This is a genomic window from Lysinibacillus sp. BPa_S21 (assembly GCF_023337795.1).
Taxonomy (GTDB): domain Bacteria; phylum Bacillota; class Bacilli; order Bacillales_A; family Planococcaceae; genus Lysinibacillus.
The window spans coordinates 1-13233 of the sequence record NZ_JALIRS010000006.1 but is presented as its reverse complement, the minus strand read 5'-3'; the positions used below and the strand labels follow the sequence as shown (position 1 = coordinate 13233).

Below are 13233 nucleotides of genomic sequence, written 5' to 3'. Positions count from 1 at the left end.
TCTTCTCGGAGTGGTATTAACTTTGAAGTAGTATCTGTATTTATTTCAATGTTATATTTCCTGAAGAGGTTTCTAGCTGCACTTCATAATCTCCGTTCCCAGATGTTCCTTTTGTTTCTTTTTTACTTTGTTGTTTATCTTTTAATACAATGCCGACTGAACGTCTTCCACTGTTTGATTTAAGTAGGAACGTGGCATTAGGTTTAGCCTCATTCAATGAAATGTCCACTTTTCCACTTGTTGTAGTAACGTGAACATCACTATGAAAATCAAGGAAGTCAAGTTTTACGTTACCACTGCTACCACTAACTTGAAGATCGTGCATTTGCAGATCCTTACCAACGACATTACCAGAAGTGCTATCAACAAAGATTTCCCCTTTGAATTCAGTAGGAACTCGAACTTCTAAATGAGGCATCCGGTCGATTTTAAACAGACGGCTTATATCACTTTTTAATCGAATCGTTAATTTTCGTTGCCCTTTCTCCATTACAATTCCCGGCCCGTTGTCGTATAAAAGTAAGTTTGCTTCCAATTCATCTATATCTGCTGATACTACATCTATATTGATGCTCCCATTTTCAATATAAATGCTATCTATATCTTTAAGGGAAGCTATTTGAATGTCTTCTCTTTCCTCCCCTCCTGAACAGGCACTTACAAACATTATTGTAAAAATAACCGATATAACCATACAGTATTTCTTCATATTCACCACTCCTCTCTTTTGATGCCATTATAAAAGGTGACCCCTCGTCAGTTTCAAGGCTTCTATAAATTAATTCATAAAAGTTTAAAAAGAACTTGAAGCTTACGTTACGTCATTTTGTATACTGTTAAGTAACTACTTTTTGAAATATCTAAATAAATTAGAAAAATAAGGAGGATTAGATGAAACAGGGAGATATAATTATATATGGATGTGTCATTATAGGTGCTGGGATTGGACTGGCTCTAGATCATGCATTTCCTGGTGTACTGATTGGCTTGGGAGCAGGGTACTTACTTAAATCCCTTTTTAATAAAGAAGAATAAGAACGGAATGAATAAAACAGTTGTTAACAAAAGGTATAACGTACAGAAAGGTAGGTTTATTAGTTGATACACATTAACAAAGTGGCAGAGCTGACAGGTGTTACAGTAAGAACACTGCGGCACTACGATAAAATCGGATTATTAAAGCCACCATCCAAAACAGAAGGTGGTCATCGTTTATATACGAATACTGAAATAAAAAAACTACAGCAGATTCAATTTTTAAAAAAAATTGGATTTCGCTTAAATGAAATTATGAACATGCTCGCTTCCAGTGAATGGGATTGGTCTGATAGTCTAAAGAGCCAATTATCTTTTGTCATAAAAGAACAGGAAAACCTAAAGAATATAGAGCAGTCCTTACGGGAATTGATACATGGAATTGCTATAGAAGGTGAAGAAAACTGGGTTGCAATTCAGAAGCTCATGCAATTATCCAGTAAAGATAAAGAAATACAGCAGAATTATAGAGAATCTATATTTAAAGAACGAGAAATAAAGCTATTCGAAAAAGTTCCCAATATGACAAGTGACAGTTCTGATTCACTGGAATGGATTGCTCTGATAGGTCAGTTAAAGCGTTATATGAAGGACGGTCCTAAATCAAGCAAAGTTCAAAATATCATTAGAAGAATGGATGAAAAGCGTTTAGAGGAATTTGATGGTGAAGATGAATTTTTAGATAAGCTGTGGGAAATAAGGATGTCGCAAAAGCAGTCAGAGAAACTGGGATTATATCCGATTGATCAGGATGTACTTGAATTGTTGAACCAGGCATATGAAGTTTTTATAGCTAAAAAGAATAATCCTCAACCGGAATAAGGGGGAAAGAATGGTGAGTATAGAACTACTTCTCCTGATAGGAGGTTTAGCTTTACTGGATACATTAAGCCCTGCTACATTAGGGGTAACGGTCTATCTACTTTTAACAGATAAAGAGCAACAAACCAAACGTTTATTGATTTATTTATTGACGGTTGCAGGATTTTATTTTGCTGTTGGAGTTTCACTTATGTTAGGATTAGGGTTTTTGTTCGAGATTATTTCTGGCTTATTTCAAAATCGAATTGTAAGCTGGATAATCTTTATTATTGGAGTACTTTTGTTCATCGCAAGTTTTTATGTTCCAGCAAAGAGAAATTCAGAACTGCCTTCTCCAAAATCAAAAAGCATTCTTTCAATTGTGGCTCTAGGATTCACTACTTCATTAATCGAAGTAGGTATGGCATTTCCTTATTTTGCAGCAATTGGAATAATGACTACTTCTAATCTATCATGGATGGAGTGGTCTTCTATTTTAGCTGGATACAATTTGATCATGGTGATGCCTTCCCTCTTGCTGCTTCTCTTTTACCTCCTGTTTGGTTGGAGGATGCATAAACCTCTGAAGAAACTTCGAGTGAAACTAGCAAATAATACAGGGTCAGCCCTTTCTTGGATAATGTGTATTGTTGGAATCATTCTAATTTTTAATAGTCTGGATTACTTGTAGGGCGTTTTAAAAAATCCCCTTTAAATAAAATGTTATCTACTTACTGTAGGTTCATTGTTTACTTAAAGGGGATCTACTAGTCTTCAATAGAATGTAGTTAAGGCTTAGGAAGATACTCTATTTTAAATAAGTGAAATCATAATAAGTTTCAATTGACGCTGCTTTTTTCAAGTCGAGAACAAAAGCCTTATATTTCTCTTCTAGCTTTTCATATTCAAGAATAACACGAATGTATTCCATTTGCATTTCCCCATTTTCAGGTGAATTTTGGTATTCGTATTCAATCTCTTCCTTGGATACACGAGTATCTCCCAACTGATTATCAATAAAGCGTTGCATGCGCAATTCTTGCACTACTAATTCTTCAATCTCCTGTTTAGAGTATTCCTCTGATACATCAATTCCAAACTCGTCAAATAATTCTTGCATACAATCCGTAATTTGTTCTTTATCAGGTTCCCATTCAGAAATACTTCTATCCTCATTCATTTTTTGTACAATAAGCTCATGTTCAATGATTGATTCAAGAGCACAATAATAACTCTCAAGAAGGTCTGATGAAGACATTTCAGAAGGTATGATGCCCAACATCAGGTCGTTCATCAGCTCAATATTTAAATAGTTTAAAGTTATTTCATAATCGTTAACCCTTGCCACTATGAACGGTAGTTTAATATTATTATTGTCAGTCAACATCAAAAAATCCGTAATGACTACATTATCTCTACCAATACTTTGGCTAGTATTATTCTTTTTGTTTAACACTAATCATCACCATTTTTCATTCAATTTTTTAATTGCAGTTTCTATTATTACAAACGACTTTTTTGGTCCAGGAATATTCCCTTTAATTAACAATAAGTTGCGTTCCCTATCAACCTTTATGATTGTAAGATTTTGAATAGTGGTTTGTTTTCCACCCATTCGTCCGGGCATTTTTTTTCCTTTGATTACTTTCATGCCATCATTTTTGGCGACTACACCGATGGAACCAGGAGCTCGATGGAATCTTGAACCGTGAGATGCAGGACCTCCACTTAATCCATGCCTTTTAATGACACCTTGGAACCCTTTTCCTTTAGATATCCCGGTAACATCCACTAAGTCGCCTTCTTGGAATATATCTGCACTAATACGTTTTCCAACATCTAATGATGCTCCACGAATTTCTTTAACATATCTTTTAGGATTGGTATTTGCCTTTTGACTTCTTCCTATTTCCGCTTTGTTTGGATTTTTCTTATCAGAAAATCCAATTTGGATTGCATCGTATCCGTCACTTTCCAACGTTTTCTTCTGTAACACAACATTTTCTTCCACTTCAACAACTGTCACAACTATAGGATCTCCACTATCACTAAACACTTGAGTCATGCCTATTTTTCTTCCTAAGATTCCTTTTATCATAATATCCTCCTACTAATTTTTATTTATTGTTCGTAATATCTCTTAGGGTACTTCCCACGTTCTAAACATTACTCTCACCTTTATTTATTGGTTATATTTTTTTGATAGTTTCCATACAATTGCCCACAAGCAGCATCTATATCAATGCCAAATTGACTTCTAATGGTAACGTTAATTCCTGCTGACTTTAATTCTTTATAGAAATTTACAACTTGATGTTCATTTGCTTCCTCAAACCTCATAGGTGAACTAACAGTTGGGTTATATCTAATGATGTTTACATGGAACAAACTCCCTCTTTTATATCTACTTCTTAAAAGGTTTACTACTTCTTTTGCATGGTTAATAGAATCATTAACTCCTGGCAACATAATATAAGCAATATAAACTTTTCTTGAGGTCACACGTATATGCTCATCTAATGTATCCATTACATCCAATAATGGGTAGTGTTCATTAATTGGCATTAACTTGCTTCGCTGTTCATTAAAAGGAGAATGTAATGAAAACGTCAGGTTGACCTGCGGATAGTTTTGAGTCATTTTTTTATGCCCGGAATAATACCTATAGTCGAAATAGATAATCTGCGAGGACTTAAAGCAAACAACTCTGGATTTGTCAGTACATTTAAAGCATCAAAAACTTGCACGTTCGCTAATGCTTCTCCCATTCCCATAAAAGAAATACTATCAATCGAATGTCCTTTTAAGTGAAAATACAAAATTTGGTCAGTAATTTCATCTGACGTTAAGTTGCGTTTTAAACCTATATCTCCAGTTGCACAAAATTTACACCCAAAATTACAACCGCACTGAGAGGATATACAAAATGACTCCCAGCCAGCTTTATATTTCATATTTACCGTTTCTATTTTTTCGTTTCCTGAAATTCCAAATAAAACTTTTGAAACCTGCTCAGAATGTTGCTCCTTTAAAGGAATAACATCTAAAATAGACTCCCCAAATTCTTCAACTAATTTCTCTCTTAACAATTTAGGAAGTACATTCATTTCATGGAACTTATCAATTCTTTCTTTAAAAATGGCATTCAATATTTGTCTCATTCTAAAATTAGGGTAATTGTGTTCCCTTAAGAAATCTTGTATTCTTATATACTTATTGCTTTGTTTTAATTGCATCATTTTCATCCTTCCTTAGAACTCTCTAGTTTTATAGGAGTAAATAGAAAGGAGTTGTCTATCCTTTAAGCTAAAAATAAACACAAAAAAGCACCAATAGAATTATCGGTGCTTAACTTAAAATAAAAAAGCACCAATAAAATTATCGGCGCCTATCTTAAATAAAAAATATGCTCAAATAAATAAGGACTTTAAGTCATTACCTTGTCATTTAATTGGCATAGAGGCAAAGCTCCGATAACTGTTTTGTATGGTTGTATAACTTAAAAAAGGACAGACTACTCCCTTTGTCCGCCAAACCATTTCCAAGTTTTACATTTTTACCAAAAAGAATTCTAAAAACAGTTAACATTGCTTGCACCTCCCTTAATCAAATTTATTATTGAGTAATTTAACATAAAATTGAATATATGTAAAGTTTGATTTTGGCATATCACTATTAAATGAACAATCTTTTAAATATACTATTTCTAACAATACCTCTGCTTCCATATTAGACTCTCTAAATAAGTTTGTTATACATAATAACGTATTTGCTATTTTTGACGTTAAATATGCATTGTTCATTAGTTAAAATGGAATCCAAACAAACTGTCGCTAAAAACGATAAGAACATCCAACACACTAAAACTTTTTAGATAAAACTGGTCAAACCTTAAAAAGCGCTAGAAATCAATTTTAGAAACGTTGATTTCTAGCGCTTTTCTGATGTGAAACTTTCCGATTTTGCTTTTAAAATATATAAAAAGGCAATTCCAGATTACGGTAAGATACCATAGAGCAATCGGATAAAAACTCTTTGATATCAAACACGTATTCTTGAACTGCCTTGCAAATTGCAATATTTAATTAGATTCTAATTCACATCTTTGGAGTAATTATACTTCGAACGATCAACCGGAGTATAATCTGTTGGCGTATAGAATCTCAATAAGTCACCATTCACGACTTTATCAGATAATTGTAATTTACGATCTACTTTATCTTTGATAGTTTTCGCAAACTCTAATTGACTATCATCTAGTAGTAAACCTGTTTGATTATCATAATATTTTTCATTAATTGAATAAATCGTAGGGCTGACAAAACCGCCATTTCTAAATGGTACAACTTCATCATGTTCTTTTGATAATAAGTCGGAACCAAATTGAACAAATTTTTGCGTATCAATTCCTAGTAAATGTAATAATGTTGGAAGAAGGTCTGTTTGGCCACCATAAGTATGGTTGGTTCCACCTTGCATTCCTGGAACATGTATAAATAATGGTACGCGTTGTAAATTAGCACTTTCATACGGTGTAATTTCTTTTCCAATGATTTGTTCCATCGCTTTATTATGGTTATCTGAAATACCATAATGGTCACCATAAAGAACAATCATCGAATTATCATATAAGCCTGATTCTTTTAATTGATTGAAGACCTGTTCGATTGCTTCATCTGCATAACGTGCTGTTTGGAAATAATTATCGACACTTGCATCTCCAGTATTAGCTTTATCAATTGTTACTAAGTCTTGATCCATTTTATATGGATAGTGGTTCCCTACCGTAATTAATTTCGTATAGAAAGGTTGTGGTAACGAACTTAAAAGACTTTCAGACTGTTTAAAGAATGGTTTATCTAACAAACCATATTCAGCCATGTTTTCTGAAGAATTCGTGTCATAATAACTAGCATCGAAGAAGTGCTCAAATCCAAATGATTTATAAATCTCATTTCGATTCCAGAAGCTTCCGTTATTACCATGGAATACAGCAGATGTATAACCATGATCTTTTAAAATGCTAGGAGCTGCTTGGTACGTATTTTGTGCTTTTGTTATATAAGCAGACCCTTGTGGTAACCCGAATAAAGAATTTTCTAGCATAAATTCTGCATCAGAAGTTTTACCTTGACCAGTTTGATGGAAGAAATTATCAAAATACAATGTATTCTTATCTTTTGTTAATGAATTTAAAAATGGTGTAACTTCTTCACCGTTTAATTTATAGTTGATCAGGAAGTTTTGGAATGATTCTAAATGTAAATAGATAACGTTCATTCCTTTTGCTTTACCAAAGTACTCCGCGTTAGGTTTTGCGTAGTTGGATTTTGTATAGTTCAGCACTTCTGTAATATCACTACTATCCGCCAAAGCTCTCTGTGAAGATGCTTTCATCGTTTCTACTGAATCATAAATCGTATAGTTATACATTCCTAGATATTTCACAATATAGTTTCTATCAAAACCACGTGATAATAGTTGTGGACGGTCCGCTTCAGCAAGTCCTAAATTCAAGATTGAAATTCCTAATGCAAAGGCAATGATTGCGATTGCTTTTTTATTGCCAAAACGATTAGTTTCTTTTTGTATTTTTCTTGAGAATCGTAGGTAAAACATTACAAATACATCTACGAAGAACAAGATATCATAAGGCTTTAATAAAGAAAGAACACTACCGCCTAAATCACCGAAGTTCTGCGTTTGGGTAACTGTAGGTAATGTAATGAAATCACTAAAGAATCGGTAATAAACAATATTGGCATATAAAACAATAGACATCAGCGTGTAAACTATAACTAGTGATGTATATTTTCTCTTTCCTCTAAATAAAAACGAAAATCCTAGGAATAGCATTGCTGAACCTAGTGGATTTAATAGTAAAAGGAATTGTTGAAGCACTCCTTCTACGCCCAGTTCAAATTGTGCTTTTTGCGTGATGTATGTTTTAATCCATAACATTAAAACAGCAACTATATATATCCCTAAAAATTTGTTTAATAGGGCATCTTTTTTATTTAATAAATTTTTCATTTTTGCACCTACTTTTTACTTAATTAATTATGCCTCGGTATAATTCCGTCCGGAGGCTTCAGGCCAGTACATGCTGGTCAATCACTCATTGCGCCATAGAACATGGCAATATTGGACTGAGTTCCTTATGAGGGCATTTGAACACACCCACTAAAAGAAGTTTAATTTAAATCTAGCTATATATTAACTATGATTCAAAAGTATTACGTTTAAAAAGTGTTACTTCACATTAGCTTTTCACGTAGCTATTGTATACTACTCCCCTTATAGAATTCTGTCAAGTTATTATACATAGTAAAACACTTCTAACAACTTTCAAATATTAGTTTTTTAACATAACCTTTGCAAGTCAAATGCCTTCTTTTATATCCTCATTCAGTTCAACCACGCAACCGTTTCACCATGAGATGATCGATGATGATTACCAAGTGTTTTAGATTCGTAGCTTACTTATTGACTGCAAGCACTCAGTGTACCGAACCCAACAAAGGATTCTTTATCAAATTGAAAAACTATATAAACACAACTTCCAAGTAATATTATGTAAAGTAAAAATACTTTGCACCCCTATTTCCTTCTAAGGGTCACTTCGATTAAATGAATTCTTTTCCTTATTTCACCCATACTATCCATGTTTAAAAATGTTCATATAAGAAAAGATGAACAAGTATGGCGATAATAAGTGGAAACTCTAAAGACAAGCCATAAGTTTAGCATCTGGTTCGCTTTAAACTTTGGCTGTAACTGTTCCATTAATAAAATCTACGAGGTAATGTTATGGATATATTTTCATGGTTAGCAAAAGGAACAGGTTTGTTATATTTTTTACCTTCGATGATGGTCTTACTAGTTGTTATTGTAGTATGTGTGAGAATCTACGTTTTACTATTCGTAAAGACTCTTTCACCTAAAGTATTTAAAACTCTTTTGGTACCTGTTGTCCTTTTAGGATTCATTATTTGGGCTATTCCAATGAACATGGGATTTTATGATTTTTTTAGAGCGAAGTTTTCTTAGTAACATGATCTACAGGTAAAATTAGCTGGTAATTCATGCTTGGTACTTCATTAGAAATATCTACGAATAATAAAGCATCTTCTGTACAGACTAATTTCAGGAGGTGAAATCCATGAATAATAACAACCAAAACTTTAACCAAAAAGCCCCAAATGCAATGAACTCGTTGAACGCAGAATTTGGGAATGAGACTGATGTTAATCAAATTAGACAACAAATCCAACAAGCCGAAGCAAACAAAAAACAAGCTTCTGGTACAAAGCACTCAATGAACGAAGAATTCGGGAATGAGACTGATGTTAATCAAATCAAACAACAAATCCAACAAGCAGAGGCAAACAAAAAACAAGCTTCTGGTCGATTTGGAAATAATAACAGTATGAAATAGTGAAATATCTTCCCTAACCGGCAATCTTCTTTGCCGGTTTTTCCTATTTCACCCACCTTTTTTATTCTAAGATGTGAACCCTTTCTTGTAATAAAAAAGATTCTTTTGATGCACACATTCGAAGTACCGAACGCCGACAAAAGACCTTAAATTATGTTGGTTTAAAATTGTTTGATTAAATTTCACTCAATACTCTTGATTTCACTGCATAAAAAAAACCAATGTTTTTGACTATAACGTTGGTTTTCCTTTAATGTTATTACTTTTTTAAAAGATTGCATTTGTTACTGTTGTTGTTTAGTAATATTTAATAAACTATCCATCAATGTAAGAAAAAAGCCACCCTATTTAAATGTGTCGCACATCCAGTTATAAAATTTTTCCTTCTCTTCAAATTGTGGATAATGAGCTGACTCTTCAAAAGAAATGAACCCCTTTTGATCCGCTTCAAGCATATCAAAATACTTTTTTGCTGCATTCGATGAAGTCATTGCGTCGTATTTACCCATTACAAAATAAAATGGTAACTCAAGTTTGGTAACGATCTTAGATAGCGGCTTATCCAAGGTTTCTTTTACAAGCGGTTCTTGTGAATTAGCAGCTCCATTGTTATAGCGAATAAAATCCAACAAATTATATTCACGACTTAATAGTATATCGCCATCCGACATATTAATAAGTCTTGTAGCGCCGCCGTACTTATACACATAACCTCTTGGAGTCACTGCCTCTCCAGCATGTATTTTTTCAGCGACCCCCTCTAAGTACTTCACATCTTCTGTATTTCCGGCTTTTTTCGCTTCACTTATCATATTATTCAAATTATCTATTTCACTTTCTTGCATATTACTCATCTGACCAATCCCAATATAGGCTTCATATTTTTCTGGAGCTTTATAAGCAGCCATTGTTCCTAAGTATGTGCCGTAAGAATGACCCATTAAGATCACTTTCTCTTTGCCAAATCGTTTCGAAATATTGTCCGTAAGTTCTAATAAATCATCTACAAGTACATCTGCCGTTAATTTAGAATAATCCTCATTAAAATGATACGATTTGCCGCTTCCTCTTTGATCGTAATGAACGACTGTAAAATCCTTTTCTAATAAGTCTTGGAACTTAGCAGCATAAGGTATTTCGGAACAACCCGGTCCCCCATGTACATAAATAATGACCGGGTTATTTTGATCACGACCTCGAATCATGATTTGCTGTTTGGTACCGTTGATCTTAACTTGTTCTAAGACGCTAATACTGTTATCCCCTTTTATATTCGAAGTCCATGTGGGCCTGAAAAGTGCGATTACCAGTATTATAATAATGAATACACCGACATATTTTATTAATCTCTTTAAGTTTTTCATCTAATCCCTCCTTACCCAATACACTACAATTGAAAAGTAATATATTGTAGTGCCGGTAAGTCACTAATAAGTCATAAATATTTATAAATAAAACGACAAATTATGACTTTTGGCTAATATTTTAAAATAAGGGGCCGCAATCAAAAAAAGAGCATAGACAAAGTCAATTTAACTTCATCTACGCTTTCTTATTTAATATTTCTTATCTTCTATAAGACTCTCTTCCATTGCTTTAGTAATAGCGGAAGATCTGTTTTTTACATTCAATTTCGAATAAATGGTAGAAACATAGTTTTTCACAGTTCCCATAGAAAGAAACATTTTTTCTGTAATGTCTTTATTGGACAATCCTTGGGTTAAACATTTGAGAACTTTTATTTCTTGATTATTTAAATCATAGGGATGAATCATAGAGTTATGGTCTTGATCCGTGTGTGAGTTATTTTTTAATTGTATTTGACCAAACACCTCTTTTGCTAATTGTTGAGGAATGAGGGAGCCTCCGTAATACACCATTTTAATTCCCTGAACTAAATATTCTGGATCAACAGCCTTTAATATATAACCCTCTGCACCAGCATTTAAGGCATTCAACACATGAGTGACATCTTGAAAAGTAGTAAGGATGATCACTTTTATATTGGGCCAACGTTTTTTTATTTCTTCTGTTGCCTTAACCCCATCCATCACCGGCATTTGAATATCCATTAAAAGAATATCAAAGTTTTCTCTTTCGCATAAAGCAATTGCCTCTTCTCCATTTTCTGCAGTTCCAACAATCTCAATGTCAGAAATATTTTCAATCACAATTTTTAAACTTTTTCTTAGAATCTCTTGATCTTCAACGATTGCTGCTTTAATCATGATCATTAAACTTCCTTTGCCATAGGTATGTTACACGTGATCCTCATACCATTATTCAATTTAAAATCAAAGTTAACCGTACCCGCTAATTCCGATATTCGATCTTTCATGGAGCGTAAGCCAAATCCTAAATTTAATTTATGACAACCCTTTCCATTATCTTCGATAAGAACGATCAATTCTTCTAGTTCAAACGAAATATTTACTTTAATAAAAGTAGCCTGACCATGTCTTTTCGCATTTGTAAGTCCTTCTTGGATACAACGAATAATGGCAAACTTTACTCTTTCACTGACTTTGGTCGCTTCCCCTTTGACACTCAGTTGTATATCTGTTGATGTATGTTTCATAAAATCAGCAATCAATTCTTTCACTGATTCAACAAGTGTCTGATGGTCCATTGGAGACATATGGTGAATTGTCTTTCTCACATCGTTCAAGCCATTCCGTGCTAAATCTGAAATCTCTTTTATACTTTTTTCTGCTTCTTTTTGATCTGCCCGATATAGAAAAGGAAGGGCGTCTAAGCTTGTTATGACCGATGTGAAAATATGGCCTACCGTATCATGCAAATCTTGTGAAACTCTATTTCGTTCTTCCTTTATCGTCAGTTCCTCAATTTTTTTTGAATAATACTTCAAATCCTTATTTTTTTCCTCTATAGAGGCAATTAACTCTTTATTTGCTTTATTGACGATGGTCATCCTTCCTAAGCAAAACCCAATACCATAAAAAATAGTAGTATCAATGAAGAGTTTAAAGAAATCCTGATTAGTGAAGAGACTGCCTGCCCATGTACTAGCAGATACGGCAAAAGGTCCTAACCAAATTAATGGCTTAACTTGACAAGCATAAGCAAGAGTAAGGATAGGAACAAGTAAAAAACTGTAAGTCACTGATATATCATACTGACTTGATAAGTAAATAAACAAAGACCCCGTTAACAACACCTCGGCCATTAAATAATAATGGAACTTTATAAGCCCAGGCCGATAAAATAGATGGGGTATGATATAAGAACAACTAGCCCATAAAAAAATAATCCACTTTTCCGAACCAATCGTACTAACGAATATCGCGTATCCATTAAAAGAAAACCATACCGTACGCATGAGAAATAGAAAATAGTCGGGCCAATGCCATTTCCTTTGATCTATTATTGCTTCCACTTTTATTCCCCTATCTTCGGTGTATATACCATCATTCCTAATACTAATCATTTTCGAATCCTACCTGGAGATTATAAATTGAACTGCAATTGCAGTTTCAAAGAAGTAAATATTTTCAAATCTTTGTATTTATTTAGTTATCTCTAAACTCCAAGCTACAATCTTCTATTACAATTCCGATTAATGTCCCTTTTTTTAATTTCTCGCCCACTAAATAATTTAGAGATGATATCTCCTTTTGTTAAATTAGGTTTTTACAGATAATTAGCCATTATATGTATTATTAATTGGAATATTTATCATATGCATTTTTTAATTATACCATCTCCTTCTTCAACTGAACTCAAAATAAACAATGTTGTGATCATGGACTAAGTACTGACATGCAACATTGTTTTTTTATTATGAATTTATCTTCTGCCCTATTGCACAAGAAGCGACTGCTCTTATTGAACAATCGCACCTGTTAGTTGAATAACATAACCTCCAATTTGAATCAATAATCAATTGAATTGGCTATATCTATCAAGGTTTCAGGAGTAACTTTATCTGATACTCGTTT

The 13233-nt window shown here is 33.3% G+C and carries 11 protein-coding genes and 1 pseudogene; 4 read left to right on the top strand and 8 right to left on the bottom strand.

Annotated features, from left to right (window positions below):
- Positions 1-40 precede the first annotated feature (40 nt).
- Positions 41-709: a DUF4097 family beta strand repeat-containing protein gene (locus MOK21_RS13195; RefSeq protein ID WP_249074461.1), complete on the bottom strand. Its 669-nt coding sequence runs from the start codon at positions 707-709 to the stop codon at positions 41-43.
- A gap of 182 nt (positions 710-891) precedes the next feature.
- On the opposite strand from MOK21_RS13195, the gene MOK21_RS13190 reads away from it, so the two are divergent.
- The 3 genes from MOK21_RS13190 to MOK21_RS13180 all read left to right on the top strand — a co-directional run bounded on the left by MOK21_RS13190 (position 892) and on the right by MOK21_RS13180 (position 2527).
- Positions 892-1035, top strand: coding sequence for a hypothetical protein (locus tag MOK21_RS13190; protein ID WP_249074460.1), 144 nt, complete (start codon positions 892-894; stop codon positions 1033-1035).
- A 63-nt stretch (positions 1036-1098) separates the two neighbouring features.
- Positions 1099-1857, top strand: a complete 759-nt coding sequence (locus tag MOK21_RS13185; protein ID WP_249074459.1) for a MerR family transcriptional regulator — start codon at positions 1099-1101, stop codon at positions 1855-1857.
- A 10-nt stretch (positions 1858-1867) separates the two neighbouring features.
- Positions 1868-2527 carry a GAP family protein gene (locus tag MOK21_RS13180; RefSeq protein WP_249074458.1) on the top strand — a complete coding sequence of 220 codons (660 nt, stop codon included), beginning with the start codon at positions 1868-1870 and terminating at the stop codon, positions 2525-2527.
- 117 nt (positions 2528-2644) lie between these two features.
- Here the strand turns inward: MOK21_RS13180 and MOK21_RS13175 are convergent, their stop codons facing one another.
- The 4 genes and pseudogenes from MOK21_RS13175 to ltaS all read right to left on the bottom strand — a co-directional run bounded on the left by MOK21_RS13175 (position 2645) and on the right by ltaS (position 7869).
- Positions 2645-3292 (bottom strand): hypothetical protein, encoded by a 648-nt coding sequence (locus MOK21_RS13175; protein ID WP_249074457.1) that lies wholly within the window; start codon positions 3290-3292, stop codon positions 2645-2647.
- A gap of 6 nt (positions 3293-3298) precedes the next feature.
- The gene (gene rplC, locus MOK21_RS13170) at positions 3299-3934 is read right to left on the bottom strand and encodes a 50S ribosomal protein L3 (protein WP_249074456.1); all 636 of its coding nucleotides are present in this window, start codon (positions 3932-3934) and stop codon (positions 3299-3301) included.
- Between the two features lie 80 nt (positions 3935-4014).
- Positions 4015-5072: pseudogene (locus MOK21_RS13165) on the bottom strand (Cfr family 23S rRNA (adenine(2503)-C(8))-methyltransferase).
- Positions 5073-5928: 856 nt separating this feature from the next.
- Positions 5929-7869, bottom strand: coding sequence for a lipoteichoic acid synthase (gene ltaS / locus MOK21_RS13160; RefSeq protein WP_249074455.1), 1941 nt, complete (start codon positions 7867-7869; stop codon positions 5929-5931).
- A 1129-nt stretch (positions 7870-8998) separates the two neighbouring features.
- On the opposite strand from ltaS, the gene MOK21_RS13155 reads away from it, so the two are divergent.
- Positions 8999-9274 carry a gamma-type small acid-soluble spore protein gene (locus MOK21_RS13155; RefSeq protein WP_249074454.1) on the top strand — a complete coding sequence of 92 codons (276 nt, stop codon included), beginning with the start codon at positions 8999-9001 and terminating at the stop codon, positions 9272-9274.
- Between the two features lie 344 nt (positions 9275-9618).
- Here the strand turns inward: MOK21_RS13155 and MOK21_RS13150 are convergent, their stop codons facing one another.
- The 3 genes from MOK21_RS13150 to MOK21_RS23900 all read right to left on the bottom strand — a co-directional run bounded on the left by MOK21_RS13150 (position 9619) and on the right by MOK21_RS23900 (position 12671).
- Complete coding sequence (locus tag MOK21_RS13150; protein WP_249074453.1) at positions 9619-10638, bottom strand: alpha/beta hydrolase; 1020 nt, start codon at positions 10636-10638, stop codon at positions 9619-9621.
- Positions 10639-10830: 192 nt separating this feature from the next.
- Positions 10831-11502, bottom strand: a complete 672-nt coding sequence (locus tag MOK21_RS13145) for a response regulator transcription factor (protein ID WP_249074452.1) — start codon at positions 11500-11502, stop codon at positions 10831-10833.
- 5 nt (positions 11503-11507) lie between these two features.
- Positions 11508-12671, bottom strand: coding sequence for a sensor histidine kinase (locus tag MOK21_RS23900; RefSeq protein WP_249074451.1), 1164 nt, complete (start codon positions 12669-12671; stop codon positions 11508-11510).
- Positions 12672-13233 lie beyond the last annotated feature (562 nt).